18 protein-coding genes and 1 riboswitch are annotated in these 20,434 nt (G+C 57.5%); all 18 genes read left to right on the top strand.

What is annotated here, in order from left to right:
- The first annotated feature begins 27 nt into the window (after nucleotides 1–27).
- Complete coding sequence (locus tag GX839_05190) at nucleotides 28–972, top strand: SPFH/Band 7/PHB domain protein (GenBank protein ID NLB04854.1); 945 nt, start codon at nucleotides 28–30, stop codon at nucleotides 970–972.
- A complete protein-coding gene (gene hemW, locus GX839_05185) occupies nucleotides 953–2,185 on the top strand; it encodes a radical SAM family heme chaperone HemW (GenBank protein ID NLB04853.1) in 1,233 nt (410 codons plus the stop codon). Before GX839_05190 ends, hemW begins: the two co-directional genes overlap by 20 nt.
- A 143-nt stretch (nucleotides 2,186–2,328) precedes the next feature.
- A complete protein-coding gene (hrcA, locus tag GX839_05180) occupies nucleotides 2,329–3,516 on the top strand; it encodes a heat-inducible transcription repressor HrcA (protein NLB04852.1) in 1,188 nt (395 codons plus the stop codon).
- A complete protein-coding gene (locus GX839_05175) occupies nucleotides 3,513–4,055 on the top strand; it encodes a nucleotide exchange factor GrpE (GenBank protein NLB04851.1) in 543 nt (180 codons plus the stop codon). The genes hrcA and GX839_05175 overlap by 4 nt, the downstream gene beginning before the upstream one ends.
- 107 nt (nucleotides 4,056–4,162) lie before the next feature.
- Complete coding sequence (gene dnaK / locus GX839_05170) at nucleotides 4,163–5,992, top strand: molecular chaperone DnaK (GenBank protein ID NLB04850.1); 1,830 nt, start codon at nucleotides 4,163–4,165, stop codon at nucleotides 5,990–5,992.
- Nucleotides 5,993–6,123: 131 nt separating this feature from the next.
- A complete protein-coding gene (gene dnaJ / locus GX839_05165; protein NLB04849.1) occupies nucleotides 6,124–7,296 on the top strand; it encodes a molecular chaperone DnaJ in 1,173 nt (390 codons plus the stop codon).
- A gap of 4 nt (nucleotides 7,297–7,300) precedes the next feature.
- Entirely contained in the window at nucleotides 7,301–8,236 is a 936-nt protein-coding gene (locus tag GX839_05160) for an exonuclease domain-containing protein (GenBank protein NLB04848.1), read from the top strand.
- 86 nt (nucleotides 8,237–8,322) lie between these two features.
- The gene (locus tag GX839_05155; GenBank protein NLB04847.1) at nucleotides 8,323–9,651 is read left to right on the top strand and encodes a serpin family protein; all 1,329 of its coding nucleotides are present in this window, start codon (nucleotides 8,323–8,325) and stop codon (nucleotides 9,649–9,651) included.
- A 13-nt stretch (nucleotides 9,652–9,664) separates the two neighbouring features.
- The gene (locus GX839_05150; GenBank protein NLB04846.1) at nucleotides 9,665–10,996 is read left to right on the top strand and encodes a serpin family protein; all 1,332 of its coding nucleotides are present in this window, start codon (nucleotides 9,665–9,667) and stop codon (nucleotides 10,994–10,996) included.
- Nucleotides 10,997–11,038: 42 nt separating this feature from the next.
- A complete protein-coding gene (locus GX839_05145; protein ID NLB04845.1) occupies nucleotides 11,039–12,322 on the top strand; it encodes a serpin family protein in 1,284 nt (427 codons plus the stop codon).
- An 84-nt stretch (nucleotides 12,323–12,406) separates the two neighbouring features.
- The gene (locus GX839_05140; GenBank protein ID NLB04844.1) at nucleotides 12,407–12,985 is read left to right on the top strand and encodes an RNA polymerase sigma factor; all 579 of its coding nucleotides are present in this window, start codon (nucleotides 12,407–12,409) and stop codon (nucleotides 12,983–12,985) included.
- Nucleotides 12,978–14,228: a hypothetical protein gene (locus GX839_05135; protein NLB04843.1), complete on the top strand. Its 1,251-nt coding sequence runs from the start codon at nucleotides 12,978–12,980 to the stop codon at nucleotides 14,226–14,228. Before GX839_05140 ends, GX839_05135 begins: the two co-directional genes overlap by 8 nt.
- Nucleotides 14,229–14,334: 106 nt before the next feature.
- A complete protein-coding gene (locus GX839_05130) occupies nucleotides 14,335–14,769 on the top strand; it encodes an OsmC family protein (GenBank protein NLB04842.1) in 435 nt (144 codons plus the stop codon).
- A gap of 48 nt (nucleotides 14,770–14,817) precedes the next feature.
- A riboswitch (cobalamin riboswitch) is annotated at nucleotides 14,818–14,996 on the top strand.
- Nucleotides 14,997–15,138: 142 nt separating this feature from the next.
- Nucleotides 15,139–16,596 carry a PQQ-binding-like beta-propeller repeat protein gene (locus GX839_05125; protein ID NLB04841.1) on the top strand — a complete coding sequence of 486 codons (1,458 nt, stop codon included), beginning with the start codon at nucleotides 15,139–15,141 and terminating at the stop codon, nucleotides 16,594–16,596.
- Entirely contained in the window at nucleotides 16,589–17,155 is a 567-nt protein-coding gene (locus GX839_05120; GenBank protein NLB04840.1) for a DUF4430 domain-containing protein, read from the top strand. The genes GX839_05125 and GX839_05120 overlap by 8 nt, the downstream gene beginning before the upstream one ends.
- Complete coding sequence (locus GX839_05115) at nucleotides 17,152–18,099, top strand: hypothetical protein (GenBank protein ID NLB04839.1); 948 nt, start codon at nucleotides 17,152–17,154, stop codon at nucleotides 18,097–18,099. The genes GX839_05120 and GX839_05115 overlap by 4 nt, the downstream gene beginning before the upstream one ends.
- The gene (locus GX839_05110; GenBank protein NLB04838.1) at nucleotides 18,096–19,712 is read left to right on the top strand and encodes an ATP-binding cassette domain-containing protein; all 1,617 of its coding nucleotides are present in this window, start codon (nucleotides 18,096–18,098) and stop codon (nucleotides 19,710–19,712) included. The genes GX839_05115 and GX839_05110 overlap by 4 nt, the downstream gene beginning before the upstream one ends.
- A complete protein-coding gene (locus GX839_05105) occupies nucleotides 19,702–20,415 on the top strand; it encodes an ECF transporter S component (protein ID NLB04837.1) in 714 nt (237 codons plus the stop codon). The genes GX839_05110 and GX839_05105 overlap by 11 nt, the downstream gene beginning before the upstream one ends.
- Nucleotides 20,416–20,434 lie beyond the last annotated feature (19 nt).

Genomic DNA, 20,434 nt, shown 5'->3' with positions numbered 1-20,434 from the left:
ATGAAATTGTTCTTGGTGGCAGGCGCCATGGCGCCCTTTAACTGGGGGCTGATTGTGCTGGGCCTCGTCGCCCTGGCCATCCTGGTCCTCTTCATCCGCAATATCCGGGTCGTCCCGCAGGCCACGGCCTTCGTGATCGAACGCCTGGGCACCTACAAGGCGACCTGGCAGACGGGCATCCACGCCAAAATGCCCTTCATCGACCGGATTGAACGCCGGGTTTCGCTGAAGGAGCGCGTGGCAGATTTTCCGCCCCAGGCTGTGATAACAAGAGACAACGTCACCATGCAGATCGACACGGTCGTTTTCTACCAAATTGTCGATCCGGTGCTCTATTGCTACGGGATTGAAAACCCCATCATCGGCATCGAAAATCTGTCGGCTACCACCCTGCGCAACCTGATCGGCGACCTTGAACTGGATGAGACCCTGACGTCGCGCGATGTCATCAATACACGCATGCGGCAGACCCTGGACGAGGCGACCGATCCCTGGGGGATCCGCGTCAACCGGGTTGAGTTGAAAAACATCATCCCGCCGCGCGAGATTCAGACAGCCATGGAACGCCAGATGAAGGCCGAGCGCGAAAAACGCGAGAATATCCTGATTTCCGAGGGTAAGAAAGAAGCCCTGATCCGGGTGGCTGAAGGTGAGAAAGAAGCGGCCATCCTGAGGGCGGAGGCCAAAAAAGAGCAGGCCATCCGTGAATCAGAGGGCAAGGCTGCGGCCATCCTGAAGGTTCAGGAGGCGACTGCCAGAGGGCTCCAGATGATCAAGGATGTGGGCGCCGATGAAGCCCTGATCGCTATCAAGAGCCTGGAAACCATGGCGGCGGTGGCGGATGGGCGGGCCACGAAAATTATCATTCCCTCCAATATGCAGGGTCTGGCCGGCCTGGCCGTATCCTTCAAGGAGCTGCTGTCGGATTCCAACATTGCGCCGGCGGAAGCGGATGACGAAAACCAAGTCTGATCCTTTGTATCCAGGCGGGGTGACCTATGCTGCCAAGCAGCCGGTCACCTCGCTTTACATTCATGTTCCCTTTTGCAAAAGCAAGTGTTTTTACTGTGATTTTTATTCGGTTCCCCAGGCCGGGTCCGGCCTGATTCAAAGCTGGCACCGCAGCCTGATCCGGGAACTGGAGCGGCTGGCTGAAGAAGCTGAAGTTCAGGGCCTTCATCTGGCACCCCTTGAGACTCTCTATTTTGGCGGAGGCACCCCTTCCCTTCTGCCGCCGGACATGCTCATCTCCCTCATTGATCGGACAGAAAAGCTTTTTTCCCTGGCCACCTCCTGCGACATCACGATCGAAGCCAATCCCGAATCCTACAGTACAGCACAAAAGGCCGGAGCTCTGGAAATTCTGGCTGAAGCAGGCGTCAACCGCATCAGTTTCGGGCTGCAGTCATCATCGGACAAGCTGCTGCGCCGTATCGGGCGCCGCCATACGGTCATGGATGTCATCTTTGCCCTTGAAGCGGCAGCCGGGGCAGGAATCAGCCAGCTCGCGGTCGATCTGATGACGGGACTGCCTGGCCAGACCCTGGAAGACATTGATGAAACGTTGGAACTGATTGCCGGGCTGCCGGTCAGCCACGTCTCCTCCTACGCCCTGACCCTCGCCCAGGGAACGCCGCTGGCCGCTCTCTTCGAGGCTTCACCGGGTCTGTTTCCGGATGACGGCCTGGAACGTGAGATGACGCACCGGGTCATCCATAGGCTGAATTCACTGGGTTTTGAGCATTATGAGATCAGCAATTTTGCCAAAGCGGGCGCCCGCTCCCGCCATAACCTGACTTATTGGAAAGCCGACCCTTATATGGCCGCAGGCCCGGCCGCCGCCAGCTACATGGCGGGCATCCGGCGGCAAAACCCCGCTTCACTCGGGGATTGGACAGCCCTGATGGACCATGACGCAGCGGGTCCCTTCAGCCGCTCCACCATCGAAGAAGTAGTGGATGAAAAAGCAGCCCGGATCGAGACTATGATCCTGGGACTCCGTATCCTGGAGGGTGTGACGCGTTCCCGCTTCAGGGAACGGCATGGCCTGGACTACGATCAGGTCTTCGGTGAGCAGCTTCGGCTGCTGGAAGAAGCGGGCCTGCTGGCCCTTGAGAAATCCGCCGTCCGGCTGACTGAAAAAGGCCTGGATTTTGCTGACCGGGTGGCCCGTGAACTGCTCTGAAGGCAATTTTTCCGGAATTCAGAGAATTTTCACCTCTTTGTCACTTTCGCCACATCCCCCTGATTGACAGCCTTACGCTCAGGTGTTAAAGTCATATTAGCACTCGACGCGATCGAGTGCTAATATTTGAAAGGGATGGTGTCATGGACGAGCGCAAGAAGCAGATCCTCAAGGCGATTGTAGATGATTACGTCGAAACGGCCGAGCCGGTCGGTTCCAAGTCGCTCGTCGAACGCCACAATCTCCAGTATTCTTCGGCTACCATCCGCCATGAGATGGCGGAACTTGAAGAAATGGGCTACCTGGAGAAACCCCACACCTCGGCTGGCAGGATGCCGTCGGATAAGGGCTATCGGGCCTACGTTGACAATATGATGTCCCTGCCTGAGGTATCTCCCGCGGAAGCCTTGGGAATCCGCGAATTTCTCCTCAAGAATCTGGATGAGGCCAGAGAGTTGATTGAGCGCGCGGCTGAGTACCTGGCCGGCAAGACCAATTACCTGTCAGTCGCCCTGTCGCCGCAATACTCGGACTCCAGCCTGGAGCAGATCAAGATCATGATGATCGAACCGGGCCGGGCCATTGTTGTTCTGGTCTTATCTGCCGGCGTTGTCCATGACCGCTTGATCCGGATTCCCGCCATGATCGATGAAAAACAGCTTGACAGCATCGGCCGGGCCGTGGAACGTTGCCTGGCCGGCAAGAAGCTGGACGACATCACCCTGGTCACCATTTCATCGGCTGCCGAAGGGACGGGGCTGCCCGAGGCTCTGGTCAACCAGGTGCTCTACGAAGCCTACGTGGCCATCAAGCAGACGGAAAAAATCGAGGTCTTTATGGACGGCAGGCATTACCTTCTGAGGCAGCCGGAATTCCGGGATGTGGACCGGGCCAACCGTTTTTACCGGGCCGTCCACCAGGAACAGATGGTTGCCGGTTACATGATGGAAATGCGGCGGGAGCATGAAGAACGGCGGGCCCAAGGATGTGACTGGGATCTCGATTGCCTGGAGGCGCTTGAGGAAGAGGGGGAGTCGGCCCTTTCGATCCCCAAAACCAAACCTTCCTACATGGTCCGGATCGGCCAGGAGATCGCGCTGGAAGGCATGGAGGATATGTCCTTCATTACGACTACCTACCGGATCGGCCGCCAGATATCAGGACAGATCGGTGTCATCGGGCCGAAACGGATGCAGTACGGAAGGATTATCTCCCAGATCAGCTTCGTCAACAAGGCCCTGATGGAAGCTGCCGGTGAACATTACAGACAGGCGGCCGGTGATGATGAGGCGTCCGGTCGGGAAAAGAAAAGAACAGAGGGACAAGCATGAGCGGATCAAAGGAAAAAGAAAAGAAACAGGAAATGGCTCCGGCCGAACCTGCGGAGGAACTCGAAATCATGGAGGAAGCGGAGGAGGGGGAGGAAAAATCACCGGAGGATGAACTGCGTGAGCTCAACGACCGCTACTTGCGTGTCTGTGCCGACTTCGACAATTTCAGAAGGAGAACACGGCAGGATCGGGCGGCAGGCTATGAGGAAGCCGTCATTGATACCGTCCGCGCGCTGCTTCCGGTTGTCGACAGCGTGGACGCGGCCATCAAGGCGGCGCAAGCCTGCGCGACAGATGAGGCACGGGAATTTGCCCAGGGGGTCGTCCTGATTGCCCTCCAGCTGGAAGAAGCCTTCCAGAAGCTGGGCGTGACGGAAATCGATGGCAAGGGATCGGACTTCGATCCCAGCATCCATCAGGTGGTCATCCACGGCGAGGATGAGGAACTTCCCGAGAATTACGTCGTCGAAGTCTACCAGAAGGGTTACCGCAAGGGGGATCGTGTCATCCGGCACAGCATGGTCCGGGTGGTCAATTAGAAGCTCTGCGGTCAACGAAAAATTACTTGATGTCCCGGCTTACCGCGCCGGCACGGGACAGTCAGGAGGAGGGCGCGGAAACAGTTTGATGAAAAGAGGGAAAGAAGATGAGCAAGATTATAGGAATTGACTTGGGAACGACCAACTCTGTCGTATCGGTCATGGAAGGCGGTGAGCCGGTTGTCATCGTCAACGCGGAAGGCAGCCGGACCACACCTTCGGTGGTCGCTTTCACCAATACAGGAGAGCGCCTGGTCGGGCAGATTGCCAAAAACCAGGCACAAAAAAATCCGGATCGCACGGTCATGTCCATCAAACGCGAGATGGGAACCGATCATAAGAATACAATCGATGGCAAGTCCTACACACCGCCGGAGATCTCCGCCATGATCCTTCAGAAACTGAAGCATGACGCGGAAGCCTACCTGGGTGAGACAGTCACCCATGCGGTTGTGACGGTTCCGGCCTATTTCTCGGATTCACAGCGCCAGGCGACCAAGGATGCCGGGAAAATCGCGGGCCTTACCGTGGACCGGATCATCAATGAGCCGACTGCGGCCTCGCTGGCCTATGGACTCGACAAGGAACACGATCAGAAGATTGTCATCTTTGACTTGGGCGGCGGCACCTTTGACGTCTCCATCCTGGAGATCGGCGATGGTGTCTTTGAAGTTAAATCGACTTCCGGCAACACCCGCCTGGGCGGCGATGACTTTGACAACAAGATTGTTGACTGGATGATTGACACCATGAAAAAGGAGCAGGGCGTCGATCTTTCCTCCGACCGGCTGGCCATGCAAAGGTTGCGTGAAGCGGCAGAAAAAGCAAAGATTGAGCTGTCAAATGTACTGACTGCCTCCATCAACCTGCCCTTCATCACAGCTGATCAGGAAGGGCCCAAACATCTGGATCTTTCCCTGTCACGGGCCAAGTTTGATGATATGACCAAAGACCTGATCGAAAAGACCAAGGGCCCCTTGAATGCGGCCATGTCGGATGCCGGCCTGAAGCCGGAAGATATCGACAAGATTCTGCTAGTCGGCGGTTCGACCCGGATCCCGGCCGTTCAGGATATGGTCCGCAGCTACTTTGGCAAGGATCCTTTCAAGGGCATCAATCCGGACGAATGTGTTGCCATGGGGGCGGCCATCCAGGCCGGCATCCTGGCGGGCGACATCGACGACATGGTTCTGATCGATGTGACACCGCTTTCACTGGGCATCGAAACCCTTGGCGGCGTCATGACACGCATGATCGACCGCAATACCCGGATTCCCACCAGCAAGAAGCGGATCTTCTCGACTGCCGCCGATGGCCAGACACAGGTGGAAGTCCATGTACTCCAAGGTGAGCGCGAGATGGCGGCTGGCAACAAGTCGCTCGGGCGTTTTATCCTTGACGGGATCGCCCCCGCGCCGCGCGGTATTCCTCAGATCGAGGTCAGTTTCGACATCGATGCCAATGGTATCGTCAACGTTTCGGCCATCGACAAGGGAACCAACCGCACCCAGCACATCACCATCACAGCCTCGTCCAACCTGTCAGATGCCGACATTGATCAGGCCATCAAGGATGCGGAGCGCTTTGCGGAGGAAGACCGCAGGAAAAAGGATGAGGTTGACACCAAGAACCGGGCCGAGACCACCATCTACGAAACGGAAAAGCTGCTCAAGGAATCCGGCGACAAGTTCGAGGAGGCTGATAAAACGGCCATCGAGGAACATTTGTCCAAACTGCGTGACAGCCACGGCAAGGGGGACCTTGATGCCATGAAACAAGACATGGAATCGCTTAGCCAGGCGGTCTACAAGGCCTCAGAGGCCATGTACCAGAAGACTCAGCAGCAGGCCCAGCCTGAGCAGGAAGCCCCTCCTCAGCAGCAGGAGCCGGGCACTTACGAAGCCGATTTCAAGGATGTCGGCGGTGACGAGAATTAACTGAAGCGGGCATGACCCTGGAGCCGCGGGAGCGGGCGTCAAAAGGCGCCCGCTCCCCTGGCATCTGACATCCGGCTTGCCCGACAAAGTGGTAACATGGTAAACGGCCGGTTTCGGCCATGGAGGATCAAGTGGCGGCTAAACGCGATTATTACGAAGTACTGGGTGTCCCGCGGGACGCGGATGACAGTACCATTAAAAAGGCCTTTTGGAAGCTGGCGAAGAAATATCACCCGGATGTCAATCCGGATGACAAGGATGCGGAAGCCAAATTCAAGGAAGCCAATGAGGCCTATGAGGTCCTGTCAGATCCTGACAAACGTTCCAATTACGACCAGCTGGGATTCGCGGGCGTCGATGAAAACTTCGCCGCCGGTCATCAGGCCGCTTACGATATCAATCTGGATGATCTGTTTTCGACCCTTTTCGGCAGTTTCGGAGGGTTCGGGGGTTTTGGCGGTTTCGGCCAGCAGACCCGGACAGCCCGCCGGACCGGGCCGACACGCGGTGCCAATCTTCGTTACCGGATGAATCTTGATTTCATGGAAGCCGCCTTCGGGACTGAGCGCGAAATTTCAATCCGGAAAGCCGAACGCTGCCCCAAATGCAAGGGCAAGGGAACAGCTGACGGGTCGGAACCGGCTGTCTGCCCCGTCTGTGACGGATCGGGCCAGGAATACACCCAGCAGCAGACGCTTTTTGGCCAGGTCATGACGACGCGGACCTGTTCACGTTGCGGCGGTACCGGCCAGATTATCGAAAAACCCTGCAGCCAATGCCATGGCGAAGGGATCATCATGCGGGAGAAAAAACTCCTGGTCAGTGTGCCCGCCGGCATCGATGACGGAGAGATGCTGACTTTGCGGGGTGAGGGGGAACCGGGGCTTCGGGGAGGACCTTACGGAGACCTCTACGTCCAGGTCTTCATCCGACCGCACCCCATCTTCACCCGGGAAGGCAACCGGACCTTCAGCGAACTGCCCATTACCTACGCACAGGCGGCGCTCGGTTCAGAGATTGAGGTCCCGACCATAGACGGCCCGGCCGCTTTCAAGTTGCGCGAGGGCACGCAGTCTGGCGATGTCTACACGCTCCGCGGCAAGGGCATTCCCTATATCAATCGTCCGGGTTCCCGCGGAGACCACCAGGTCCGCGTCCTCATTGAAGTGCCCCGCAACCTTTCAGATGGGCAAAAAGACATGCTCCAGAAGTTTGAAGACAGCCTGACGGAACAAAATTACGAGCGCCGGAAATCTTTCTTCGACAAGGTGAAAGGCGTTTTTGGTTCAGCCCGGGCACGTTAAGCGGATGGAAGATCTGATCGTCATCGACCTTGAATGGAACACGGCCTCGCGAAAGCCAAAAGTTGACCCTGAGCTGGCTTCAAGGATGCCCTTTGAGATCATCGAGATCGGAGCGGTCAAGCTGGACGATCAGCTGCGGGTAAGAGGCAGCTTCCACCGCCGTGTCGTACCGGTTCTCTACAAGCAGATCCAGTACCACATCGCCCAGGTCACCCGGCGGACCCAGCAAAGCCTGAACCATGGCAAAACCTTTGAACAGGCGGCCCGCCAACTCTTTGAGTTTGCAGGCGATCAGGCCGTCTTCGCCTCCTGGGGAACTTCGGACCCGGAGGTTCTGATCTCCAATCTGGATTTTCACTCAGTCAAGGAGCTGCCCCCCTTTAAGGCGCTTAACATCCAGGCTGTTTTCTCCAGGCTGGCTGAAGGGACGACCCGGGGCAACCAGCGTTCCATCGAATATGCGCTCGATTTCCTGAGGCTGGACAAGGATCTTCCCTTTCATGAGGCCCTCTCGGATGCTGTCTATGCGGCCCGTATCCTGGAGGAAACGGTCAAACCTGAATTAAAAGGCAAACCTGGCCTGAAAGCTGTCTCCCTGCTCAAGCCTTTCATTTACGACCCCTTCCTGGTCAGCCAGTGGGAGGAGCGCGTGGAACTCGGTAAAAGAGACGACCCGCGCCGTTATCTTGAGAGCCGTTCCTTTGTCTGCCCGGCCTGCGGCCGGCCAGTCACAGGCGACTGGATCGAGATCAAGGCCGGAAGGCACTGGTTTGCGGCCGGCTCCTGCCCTGAACACGGCGACATTGAGTTGACTGCCAGAAGAGACAGAAGGGCGCGTATTTCTGCCATGACCATCCGGGCCAGGCTCCCCCAAGGGCCCCTTGTCATCCCGAAACCGGCAAAAGAAGACCCTCTTGTCTGGGTTGATCCCCAAGCCTGATTCCTTTCAGACTTCCGCTCACAAGTAACCCTGCCCCCTTTTTGTCGTCATAGCTTATGAGAGCAGCTTCGAAAGGAGACAGACTCATGAGCACGAAAAGATTGATCCTGTTCCTGATGGCCTCGGCCATCCTCTTGACCATTTCCCTGGGATGTGAAAAAGCGGGTCCCAACCTGGAGCCAACGGCAGCGCCACCGGCAAGTAAGACGGAAAAACCTGGAGGCCTGGTCCACGCGGAAACCTTGGCGGCACCGGGGAAAATCAGTGAAGACGTCGACTACATGGATGTATCCGAAGCCTTCCGGCAGACGCTTTGGTCTTTCGCGGGCAAAACGTCGTCTGCCGCGCTTACGGGGCCGGCCGCATCGAATTCACTTTATTCGCCGGTCAGCCTCTATTATGGCCTGGCCATGCTGGAAGCGGGAGCTGCCGGCCAAACAAAAGCAGAGCTGCGTGCCTTCATGGCGGTTCATGGGGATCAGGCGATCGGGCCGGAGCTGGGTAAACTCTATGCTTTGATGTCCATTGACCGGGAAGATTCCATCGAGCAGATCGCCAATGCCCTTTGGGCCAGGAAGGATCTGGTCGGCGGCTCTGGCGGCGGCGTCAAGCAGGCCTGGCTGGATCAGCTGTCCCATGATTTTTATGCCTCGGCCTTTGCCGTCGATTTTACCAATCCTGAAACAGCCAAAGAGATGAGCCGCTGGGTGGAGCAGGAGACCCGGGGCAAGATCAAACCGCAGATCGATGTCAGCGATCCCGGCCTGCTCATGGTTTTAATGAACACCCTTTATTTCAAGGCAGGTTGGATCGAAAACTTCCGTGAGGATGAAGTGGTCAAGGGCGACTTTTTCGGACATGAAGGCACCTTGACGGACATTTCCTATCTTCGCAGGGACTTCATTTCACTGCCGGCTCTAAAGACTGATCAATTCACGGCGGCAGCCCTGCCGCTGACCAACGGCAGGCTTGACCTGATCCTGCCCGCGGAAGGAATGAGTCCTGAGGACCTCTTGGGGGATCCAGCCTTTTTGGCCGGCCTCCGGAGCGCAGCCTGGCGGGATTACGGTGTCGACTTGAAACTGCCGAAATTTGAGTATAAGACAAAGACAGATATCTTGAAGGCCATGGAATCACTGGGTCTGCCAGCCATTGTCAAGGGCGGACCGGATTTTTCCGCCATGATCGACCGGGGGGCTGAAGTCAGCACCATCAGCCAGGAGGCCTTCATCGCCCTGGATGAGAAGGGGGTTGAAGCGGCCGCCTACACAGAAATCGGGATCGTAGAGTCCATGCCCCTGGCCCCGGACGAACACATGGACCTGCATCTTGACCGCTCCTTCCTCTTCGTCATTTCGGATCAGGCGGGCGCGCCGCTCTTTGTCGGGATCGTAAGAAATCCCGCCCAATCTTAAGGAGGAAAACACCATGAAGAAAGCTCTGGCAATACTGATGGGTTTGCTGATACTGGCCACGTCCCTGGTGGGCTGCGGGGTGACAGAGCCGGAGGATAGCGCAAAGTCTGCGCCTTCAACGGATGCAAGCTTGCCTGAAAATGAAAATGAAGTTTACGCGGACACCCTGGTTGTACCGGGGGCCGTCAGGAAGGATGTTTTTTATTCCGACATCTCTGAAGCATTCAGGCAATCGCTGTGGACTTTCGCCGCCAAGACATCGGGCGCGGCTCTGGAGGCCGAATCCTATGTCAATTCACTCTATTCGCCGCTCAGTCTTTATTACGCCCTGGCCATGCTGGAGGCGGGGGCGGCCGGCGCGACCAAGGCCGATCTTCGCGGCTTGATGGCAGCGGGAGAAGCTGATATCGGTGAAGAGTTGAGCAAGCTCTATGCTCTCATGGCCGGGGCGCGGGAGGGCTCGATCGAGCAGGTAGCCAACGCCCTCTGGATTAAAAGGGAACTTTTGGCCAACAGGGAAGAGGGTCTCAAGGATGGCTGGCTGGACCAGATGGCCAACCATTTCTACGCCTCCGCTTTTGCCGTCGATTTCACGGACCCCGAAACATCCGAAAAAATGAGCCGCTGGGTGGAAGACCAAACCAAGGGCAAGATCAAGCCACAGATCGACGTCAGTGATCCGCTCCTTTTACTGGTCCTGATGAATACCCTCTATTTCAAGGCCGAGTGGGCGGACCGTTTTGATCCCGGCTTGGTGAATGGGCCTTTCTATGGCGACCGGACCATGAACCTGGAAGCTTCCTATCTGAGCCGGCTGTTTAAACAGCATCCGGCAGTTCGGACGGACCGCTTTGTATCCACTCAGGTGCCGCTCAAGAATGGCTTTATCGAATTCATCCTACCGGCCAAAGGGCTGACGCCGGAGGACCTGCTGGAGGATCCGGCTTTTCTAACCGATCTGCGGGAGGAGGAGCCCGGCTTCTATGACATCGATTTCAAATTGCCCCAATTCACTTACAACAACAAGATCGACATCCTGGAAAAAATGGCCAGCTTGGGCCTGACTGCCACCGTGACCGACAACCCCGATTTTTCAGCCATGTATGACGGGGAGATCCGGGTCAGCGGCATCAGCCAGGAGGCCTTCATCTCCCTGGATGAGAAGGGCATTGAGGCGGCTGCCTATACGGAAGTATTCATGGCGGACTCAGGGGCGCCCCAGGAGACCGAGCTCATTGAGATCCACCTCAATCGCCCCTTCATCTATGTCATCTCTGACCAGGCCGGCGCGCCGCTTTTTGTCGGCATCATCCGCAATCCGGGCGTAACCGTCGTCGAGTCCTGACGTCAGAAGAGGTGGAGACCTGATTCAAGGAGTGTGAGAATCATGAAAAAGAAAATTGCTTTGCTGATGAGCCTGCTCTTGCTGGCGATACCGCTATTCGGCTGCCAGGCAAGCGGACCTGCCGTCAATCCTGTTAGTGCTGATACCCTGGTCACACCGGGCAAGATCAAGGAGGGCGTCGATTATTACGATGTGTCCGATGCCTTTCGCCAGGCACTTTGGGCCTTTGCCGATAAGACATCGGGATCCGTCCTCTATGGGAAGGCAGATCAAAACTCACTTTACTCGCCCATGAGCCTCTACTATGCCCTGGCCATGCTGGAAGCCGGGGCGGCCGGCAAGACCAAAGCAGACCTTCGCGCCTTCCTTGACGCGCCGGAGGCCATGGATATCGGGGAGGAATTGCGCAATCTTTACGCCCTGATGACGGTTGACGGCAAGGGGGCGGCCGAACAGATCGCCAATGCCTTCTGGGCCAGGCAAGACCTGGTGGGAGAAAAAGGGGCTGGTGTCAAAGAGGCCTGGCTGGACCAGATGGCGGACAACTTCTACGCCTCAGCCTTTGCCGTCGATTTTGCCGACCCAAAAACAGCTGACCGGATGAGCCGCTGGGTGGAGGAGCAGACCCGGGGCAAGATCAAGCCCAAGATTGACTTAAGCGACCCCTATCTGCTTCTGGTCCTCATGAATACGGTTTACTTCAAGGCAGACTGGGTGGAGCCCTTTTCCGAAGATGCCATCGAGGACGACGTCTTTTACGGCTTGGACCGGACCTTTGAAGCCGTTCCCTACCTTCGGGGGCGTTTTGATTCTTATCCGGTTCTCAAGACCGACCGTTTCACCGCAGGCCAGCTGCCGCTTATGAATGGCCAGATGCGCTTCATTTTGCCGGCGGAGGGGCTGACACCGGAGGACTTGATCCAGGACCCCGGCTTTTTGACTGATCTCAGGGAAACAGGCTGGGGAAGAGCCGAGCTAATCATCCAGCTTCCCAAGTTCAGTTACCGGACCAGGATGGACATCCTGAAAGACATGGAGGGGCTGGGCCTGACCCGGATGGTCCAAGAAGCTCCCGATTTTTCCGCCATGCTGGATCGGGAGGCTGAAGTCAGTGCCATCTCCCAGGAGACCTACATCGCCCTGGATGAGAAGGGCGTGGAGGCGGCCGGCTATACCGAGATCATGATGAAGGAAACTTCCATGCCCTTCCCGGAGGAGATCGAGACCCTGATCCTGATCCTGGACCGCCCCTTCCTCTACCTGATCACGGATGAGGCGGGAACTCCCCTCTTTGTCGGGATCGTCCGCAACCCTTTGGGGGAATAGGGCTTTGGGAGGCTGCCGCATGTTACAATTTCTGCCAGGGGGGAACCGGCCTCTCACTACTTCCAAGGCAGGAATCACAGCATCGTGGCAGCGGATGGGGACAAAACAGACAGCGCCCTACTGGATTTATATTTCGAACGGTCGGAGGAGGCCATCGAGGCCACCATGGCCAAATACGGGGGGCTGCTTCGGACCTTGTCCTGGAACATCCTGGGCAACCCGGAGGATGTCGAGGAATGTCTCAATGACACCTACCTGGCGGCCTGGAACGCCATCCCGCCGGAAAGACCGCACTATTTCAAAGCCTACCTTTGCAAGGTGGCCAGAAATTTTTCGCTCGACAAGGTCAGGGCCAAAACCAGGGAGAAAAGGGGCGGGGGTCAGATACCGCTCCTCCTGGACGAATTGGAGGAGATCCTTGCCTCGGGCAGCGATGTGGCCCGGACAGCGGAGGTCAGGGAACTGGGCAGGATGATCAGCGGCTACCTGGAAAAACAGCCGGACCGGCGCAGGATCATCTTCTTGAAACGCTATTACTTTGCCTCATCGATCAAGGAGATTGCCCATGAGCAAAGGACGACGGAAGGAGCCGTCAAGGTGCTCTTGCACCGGATGAGGCAGGAACTGAAGATGGAACTGATTGAACGGGGATACAGTGATTAAGAACAGAGAAAAACAAGGCCTTCTTCTCCTGGACGCCATGTCGGAAATCAACGGCGGCCTGCTCCGTGATGTGGAACCGGCCCGGCCGGTCATGGTCGTGCGCCCTGCCAGGGTACGGACATGGCAGCGCTGGGCTTCGGTCGCTGCAGTCTTTCTCGTGCTCGTGGTCACCGGCCTGATCATCCGGCAGGTTCTTTGGAGCGGTACAGGTCAAATGGACAAAGCGCACGTTCCAGGGGAGGGATCCTTCCCCATCGACATGGCCCCCGAAGCATTGCCTGAAAGTACAAGAGGGGAAAAGGAAGCCGCTTCCGGAACTGAAGATTTGCAGGTTTCCCAGGTTTCCGATGGTCTTCCTGATCTGGCTGACCGGACGGCTGCCATCATCCTTTCGGGCCGGGGCGACCAGGTCTATTCACCCCTCGGGCTCTATCAAACCCTGATCTATTCCCGCATGCCGGATGACGGAGGTGAGGCGGCGGCTGACTGGCTGTCACCGGTTCACCCGGAGAGGCAATATTTTTCGCTTTCCAACTGTCTCCTGGTGCCGGAATCCGATCTTGCGGCTGAGGAATCTTCCTTGTTCCCCATCCAAGTCCTGGCAACGAGCCATTTTTCTGAAGACTGCCTGGAGCGGATTTTATCAGGGGCAATCTTGTGGGATAGCGGCTGCCCTGATCAAGGTCAAGACAGGGCTGTTTTGGAGGGCCGGATATTCTTGCAGCGCTTCGAAGCCAATTTGCGACTTCCGGTCGTCGAGGATGCCGCTGAAACCGTGGACGGCATCCGCCATGAGCTGATTTCGCAGGCAACTGTTTATTACAGGGAGCATGACCGGACGGTCATGGCGGAGGTTCCGGTTGAGAGCGGAAGGTTCCAGCTGATTCTCCCTGACCCCTCCAAAACGGTTGATGAGCTCCTTGAGCAAAATGGGCTCTCTTCCTGGTTTTCCGGCTTTTCGGGCAAAGGCGGAGAGGCTGCCCTCCGCCTGCCGGTTTTTGGTGTCACCCGGGATCATGACTGGCTGGGCCGGGACCGGCTGGAGGACTTTGAGAAGGAGGTGGAAAATCGCAGCCTGTCCATCATCCGGCAGCGCGCTGAGTTTCAGTGGATTCCTGTTCCGGCTGAAGGGGCAGCTTCACCGTCAGAGATCGTCGACTTTGACCGCCCCTTCCTTTTCGTCTTGTCAGACAGTGAGGGTCATCTCTTGGCGGCGGGCGTCATTCGCTCTTTATTCGACTAATTTTCATCTTGGTCTTTCGTTTTGTTACGAGTGGCACCTTGTTTGTTGCACGCCTTATATGGGCATAAACTGATAACAGAATATGACCTTGCAAGGAGGATTTGTTATGGCCAATGTCGTTTTCAAAGCAGTCGCGGAAGCCGGGGAAGGACTCGCGACCAAAGTTGTTTCCAGGGATTTCGAGATCACCCTCGATGAACCGGCTGAGCTGGGCGGTACCGATACGGGCATGAATCCCGTCGAGGCTCTCCTGGCTTCTCTTGCTGCCTGCAAGAGCATTGTGGTCCGGGCTTTTGTCAGGAAATACCGGATCAAACTCAAGTCAATCAGGGTCGAAGTTGAAGGCGATTTGGATCCTGATGGTTTTCTCGGGAAAAACCCGGAGGCGAAAATCGGCTTCTCGGAGATCCGCTCACATTTTTTTATTGAAGCCGACAATACGGATGAAGAAATTGAGCGCTACATCGACTTTGTCGAGCGCAACTGCCCTGTCCAGGACACCCTGACCAAGGCGGCCAGGATCTCACATACGATCAATTGATGGGGTTCTGCCCATTGACAAGAGGGGTGGAAGCCCCTACCATAAGTTTGTAAGACAAGATGTCCTGGTCAAGGGAAACAGGTGTGAATCCTGTGCGGTACCGCCGCTGTCAATGAGGGTTTCTCCCATGGCGCAAGCCGGCCACTGAGCAATCGGGAAGGCGGGAAGAAACAGGGGACAACCCCGGCTCATGAGCCAGAAGACCTGCCGGGCATCGACGTAACGGAACAACGGTTTATTGTGCGTTACGGGCAAGGCGCAAAGCCGACGGTAAAAACGGACCGCGGAGCTGCAAGGCAGTTTCGCGGTTTTCTTATGCCGGCCCGAAAGCCCGGCCTGTTCCACCTTCAAAGAAGAAAGGGATCAAGCATGAAAAAACAGGCAAGCATGAGACTGGCCGCCATGATTCTGGTCATGGCAGCGGCCCTCTCCCTCTTGAGAGCGGGGAGGCTGTCAGCCCAGGAAGCTGCACCGCTTCCGACCCAGGACTACTGGTACGCCTTCCGCGGAGATGAGGACCATAACGCGGTCAAGGAAATCGACCATGTCAAAGGACCGGCTACGGTCAAATACTGGGGCCGGATGGATGGCAAGCTGAGTGAGTGGGGAACCAACAGCAAGTCGGGCATCCTGGTCATCGGGGAGTTCCTTTATTTTGCCTCGGATGACCAGCTCTACCGTTTGAGCAAAGAGGGCGAACTGACGGGCCAGCTGGAACTGAAGGGACCGGTCGGCTACGCGGCCAGGCCGGCCTTCACCGGAGGCATCATCATCCTTCCTCTGGACGGCGGGGCGTTGGAAGCCGTCGATCCCCATGCCATGGAATCCGTCTGGTACCAGCAAGGCCCCGGTGACTGGGAGAAGGGAGCGGAACTCCTGCCGCTTCAGAACACCAGTTCGCTCACCATCTACAACGGGATCTGTTATTCCCTGACCCTGGCCCTGGATGAGAATTGGATGGCGGTGGGCGGGTACGTCCATGCCGTGGATATCCGCTCGGGTGAAACCATCTGGCTTCATGAGGACCAGCCGGAGGAGGGCGGTTCTGCCGGCTTTCACATGACCGGATCGGTCATCCTGGACCACTGGCTTGTGACGGGAAGCGAAAAAGGAGATCTGATGGTTTTTGACGCCCAAAAAGGTCAGCTTGTGAGCACACTCAATCTTGGCTCCAAGATTAACTCGGATTTGGTCCGCCGGGATTACCGCCTCTATTTCACCACCTACGACGGCCGCCTGATCGCCTGTGAATTTGATCCCCATGCCCAGGAACTGGAGAAACGGTCAGACACGGCCTTCGCCCTCAAGTCCATCTCAACTCCCGCCATTTATGGGGGCAGGCTCTATGTGGGCGGGCTGGCCGAATATGGCGACTGGGAGACGGCAACACCTGACAGGGGCGTGCTGGCCGTGATTGACATGAAGACCATGGAAGTGGCCGAGCAACATGAAGTCGACGGCGAGGTGGGCGCCTCACCCCTGGTCATCGCGGGCAGGAAGGGGACCCCTTACGTCTATTTCACCGCCAACCAGTCACCGGGCAGCCTCTATGTCCTGGTGGAAGGTCAGGTCGAAGAAGCTTACCAACCTTCTGAGGAGGAGGGGAACTACACCCTTTTCAGCCCGGTGGCGGATCAGAACGGAACGGTCTATTACGCGCTGGATTCGGGCTATGTGTTTGCCATCGCGGAGATGCTTCCGCCCCCCTCTGCTTCTGATCCCGGCATCCCTGCCTGGTATTTCGTTGCCGGGGCTGGGGGGCTTGTTTTAGTGGCCTTCCTGCTTTTTCTTGTCATCAAGGCCAGGAAAGGCAAAATGAGTGTCTGACATAAAAAGGCTTCGGGCAGGGAACGGTCTGAGAAAGAAAAGGCGGCTCTGCCCTGCCTTGCTTCTCCTCCTGGCGGTCCTCCTCTTTGTCGCGTCCTGTTCGGGCACGGCCCCTCCCGGTGAGCCGGAAGTGACCGAAACGGAGGCCGGTGACCCCATCCGGGTCGAAGTATCGGTCGACTGCTCCCTTGTTCTGGAAAAGGAAAAAACCAAGCAGAATGCCAAAGACGTGGTCGACCTGCTGATTGCCCGTGGACGGTGTGATCGGGAAGGGGTCTTCTTCCGAGGCGATTTGGTCCTTTACGCGGGAGCCTCTGCTTTCGATGCCCTGCAGGCCACAGGCCTCAAAGTGAATTACCTGGACAGTTCCTTCGGCCCTTTTGTGCAAGCCATTGAGGGATTGGGCCAGGGAGACGGTGGGGGAACCAGCGGCTGGGTTTACCTGGTGAATGGCCAGGCACCCGCCGTCAGCAGCGGTCTTTATCAACTGGCGGATGGCGATCAGGTCCGATGGCGTTACTCGGTAGAAGAGGCTGATACCATGGGGGACTCGCCATGAAGCTGAAGGATCGCCATCCCGCCGTCATCCTCTTTTTCTTTGCGGCTGTCCTGGTGCTGACCCTGTCGACCCATCATCCGGCGATTGCCCTCATGTCCCTGCTGTCGGCTTTTTTGCTCCGGGTCCGTCTGGCGGGAATCCGCAAGGCGGCAAGGTCGCTTCCCTATTTGGTTCCCATGACTTTGCTGATGATTCTGTTCAACTCCCTCTTCAACGACCGGGGCCTGACGGTACTCTTTTCCATCCGCCGCCTTTCGGTAACCCTGGAGAGTGTCCTCTATGGCTTGGTATCGGGCTTGATGCTGTCGGCGGTCATGCTCTGGTTCCAAAGCTATAACAACATGATGGACAGCGGACGCTTTCTGGCCCTCATGGGGAGAAGGCTGCCCGTCATCAGCATGATGATCTCCATGATTTTTCGCTTGATCCCTGAATCCGTGGCTCACGGACATGAAATTGAAATGAGCCGCAGGGCGCTCCTGGGAGAACCCAAAGGGCGCTTTCGCCTTGCCGGTGCCATCCGGATGACGACGGTCCTCATGGCCTGGAGCATGGAGAACGCCATCGAAACCGCCGATGCCATGCGGGCCAAGGCTTTTGACGCGGGGAGAAGGCGGGCTTACGGCCGGATTCGGCGGAGCGCCCGGGACATTCCGCCGATGGCGGCCATGGCTCTTTTCCTTGCCTTGGCAGCTGCAGGCGCGCTGGCAGGCGGCAGCGCCTTTCTCTACTATCCCTTTCTGGCCGTCCCGACCCGGGCCCGGGCCGGCTGGGCCATGGCCGGCTGGCTGACCGGCAGCGCTGCCCTCTTCGCGGTTCCCTTTCTGGCGGATGCCCTTTCGGTCTTGTCGGACCGGATCCGGGAGGCCAGGCGGCAGCGGGCTGACACCGACCCCTTTGTAACGGCCATGGTGCCCCGGATCAAGTCAGGAGGCCCACAATGAAAGATCAGCAGGTCAGCCCCATCATCCGCGCTGATGGTTTCTGCTTCACTTACCCGGGCGAGAAGAATGAGGCACTCAAGGAGCTGTCTTTTGAAGTGCCGGCCGGGGCCTTTCTCCTGGTCGCCGGGCCGGGCGGAAGCGGAAAAACTACTCTGCTCCGGGCCTTGAAAGAAGAATTGAAGCCTGCCGGTATCTATCAGGGAAGTGTGGAGGTGGACGGGGAGACGGGTTTCGTCATGCAGGACCCTTCCAACCAGATCGTCATGGACCGGGTCTGGCATGAGCTGGCTTTTGGCCTTGAAAACCTGGGCCTGGCCCCCGCCGCCATTGAGCGGCGAATCGCTGAGACAGCGCATTTTTTCGGCATCGAACACTGGATTGACCGGCCCGTGAATGAATTGTCCGGCGGAGAGATGCAAATCCTTAATCTGGCCTCGACCCTGATCATGAACCCTGACATCCTGATTCTTGACGAACCGACAGCCAGGCTGGATCCGGTCTCCGTTGCCCATTTCCTTGACCTGCTGGATCGTATTCATCGAGAGACGGGGAGGACCCTGGTCATGTCGGAGCACCGGATGACGGATGTCCTGTCCATGGTCGACCGGGTCCTTTTCCTGGACGGCGGCCGAATCGCCTTTAACGGAAAACCAGGCAGCTTTGCCGGCTATCTCCTTGACCGCGATCTTCCCTTCAGGGCAGCTCTTCCCGCCGCAACCAAGGCGGTCAGGAGGCTGGAGGAAGAAACCGGCCAGTCAGCTGCCGGCCCTCCTTCGCTTGATGTGCCTGCAGCCAGGCGGAGGCTGCGCCAGCTTGCGCCCCTGACCAACCCGCCAGAGGCGGTGCCGGAGGCAAGACAGTCCAGGGAAGTGATCCTGGAGGCCAAAGAATTGTTTTTCCGTTACCAGGCCGGCCTGCCCGAGGTGCTGAAGGGAGCTTCCCTGGTCATTGAGGAAGCGTCCATCCACGCTGTCATCGGTGGGAACGGCAGCGGAAAAAGCACCCTGCTTCACTTGCTGAGCGGCCTGCTGGATCCTGTCAGCGGGAAGGTCAAAAAAAGATCAGGGATCCGGACCGGACTTCTGACCCAGCATACCCAGGCACTTTTCTCCGCCGATGCCCTTTTCGAAGAACTGATGGAACTGTCCGAACTGGGCGGTTATGGCAGGGAAGAAGTCCTCGGAATCATGGAGCGATTCGGTCTGGAGGGCTTGGCGGACCGCCATCCCTACGATCTAAGCGGTGGCGAGATCCAGAAAGCTGCCCTGGCCAAGCTCCTGCTCTTGTCGCCCGACCTTCTGCTCCTGGATGAACCGGTCAAGGGCATGGACAGCGCCAGCAAGGAGCAATTCAGCGACTGCCTGCGCACGCTGGCCTCCGAGGGAAAGACGGTGGTCCTGGTCACCCACGACCTCAATTTCAGCGCTGAAACAGCGGACACCTGCTCACTCCTTTTTGATGGCCGCATTGTGGCAACCGAAGCGGCCAGGCCCTTCTTCAGGGGCAATACCTTTTACACAACCGATTACGCACGCGTTACGGAAGGGATCATTCCGGACATCATCACCGCGGCAGATCTCCAAAAGATCCGAAAGGCCGGCCATGAGGACTGAAGGCAGGAGAAGCTCCCGTCTGCTGGAATGGATGGTAATCCTGGCGGTACCGGCCCTTCTCGTGCTTTGCGCTTGGCTCGAAATCACCCAGGCGGCGGTCTTGACTTTCTTTGCGGCCATCCTTGCCATCATTCCCTTCTTTTTCCGTTTCGAAGGGGCAGACCCCAAGCCGCGTGACATCATGCCTCCCGTCGTCATGGCGGCCCTGGCCACAGCCGGCCAGCTGGTATTCGCCCCCGTCGCCAGTTTCAAGCCCGTCGGAGCGGTCATCATTGTGACCGCCATCGCCTTTGGCCGGCAGACAGGCTTTGTAACTGGCGCCCTGACCGCTTTGAGCTCGAATATGTTCTTCGGGCAGGGGCCCTGGACGCCCTGGCAAATGTTCGCCTGGGGCCTGATCGGCTATTTGGCGGGAACCTTCAGCGAGCGCGGCTGGTTCCGGCACCGGTTTTTTGTTTATCTTTATGGTTTTCTCTCAGGCTTGATTTTCGGCCTGATTATGGATTCCTGGCATATCATCGGCTTTATCCAGCCCCTGACCTGGAAAAACGCCCTGGCTGCCTACGGCGCCGGCCTGCCTATGAATCTGACCCTGTCCGTGGCCACCCTTCTTTTTCTCCTGCCCATCCTGGAGCCCTGGAGCCGCAAGCTGACACGCATCAAACGCAAGTTCGATTTATCAGACGGCCAACAGAGCAGGTGAAGGAGCGGCTGCTGTCGCC

The sequence above is a fragment of the Fastidiosipila sp. genome, from assembly GCA_012511175.1.
Taxonomy (GTDB): domain Bacteria; phylum Bacillota; class Clostridia; order Saccharofermentanales; family DTU023; genus UBA4923.
The sequence above is the reverse complement of the archived record's forward strand: the minus strand, read 5'-3'. Positions and strand labels throughout refer to the sequence as shown.

Bases quoted from the DNA above. Each gene is read 5' to 3' on its own strand.
- GX839_05130 (NLB04842.1), top strand. From the start codon at position 14,335: ATGGCCAATGTCGTTTTCAAAGCAGTCGCGGAAGCCGGGGAAGGACTC.
- GX839_05115 (NLB04839.1), top strand. From the start codon at position 17,152: ATGAAGCTGAAGGATCGCCATCCCGCCGTCATCCTCTTTTTCTTTGCG.
- GX839_05155 (NLB04847.1), top strand. From the start codon at position 8,323: ATGAGCACGAAAAGATTGATCCTGTTCCTGATGGCCTCGGCCATCCTC.
- hemW (NLB04853.1), top strand. From the start codon at position 953: ATGACGAAAACCAAGTCTGATCCTTTGTATCCAGGCGGGGTGACCTAT.
- GX839_05105 (NLB04837.1), top strand. From the start codon at position 19,702: ATGAGGACTGAAGGCAGGAGAAGCTCCCGTCTGCTGGAATGGATGGTA.
- GX839_05145 (NLB04845.1), top strand. From the start codon at position 11,039: ATGAAAAAGAAAATTGCTTTGCTGATGAGCCTGCTCTTGCTGGCGATA.
- GX839_05190 (NLB04854.1), top strand. From the start codon at position 28: ATGGCGCCCTTTAACTGGGGGCTGATTGTGCTGGGCCTCGTCGCCCTG.
- GX839_05150 (NLB04846.1), top strand. From the start codon at position 9,665: ATGAAGAAAGCTCTGGCAATACTGATGGGTTTGCTGATACTGGCCACG.
- GX839_05175 (NLB04851.1), top strand. From the start codon at position 3,513: ATGAGCGGATCAAAGGAAAAAGAAAAGAAACAGGAAATGGCTCCGGCC.
- hrcA (NLB04852.1), top strand. From the start codon at position 2,329: ATGGACGAGCGCAAGAAGCAGATCCTCAAGGCGATTGTAGATGATTAC.
- GX839_05160 (NLB04848.1), top strand. From the start codon at position 7,301: ATGGAAGATCTGATCGTCATCGACCTTGAATGGAACACGGCCTCGCGA.
- GX839_05110 (NLB04838.1), top strand. From the start codon at position 18,096: ATGAAAGATCAGCAGGTCAGCCCCATCATCCGCGCTGATGGTTTCTGC.
- GX839_05125 (NLB04841.1), top strand. From the start codon at position 15,139: ATGAAAAAACAGGCAAGCATGAGACTGGCCGCCATGATTCTGGTCATG.
- dnaK (NLB04850.1), top strand. From the start codon at position 4,163: ATGAGCAAGATTATAGGAATTGACTTGGGAACGACCAACTCTGTCGTA.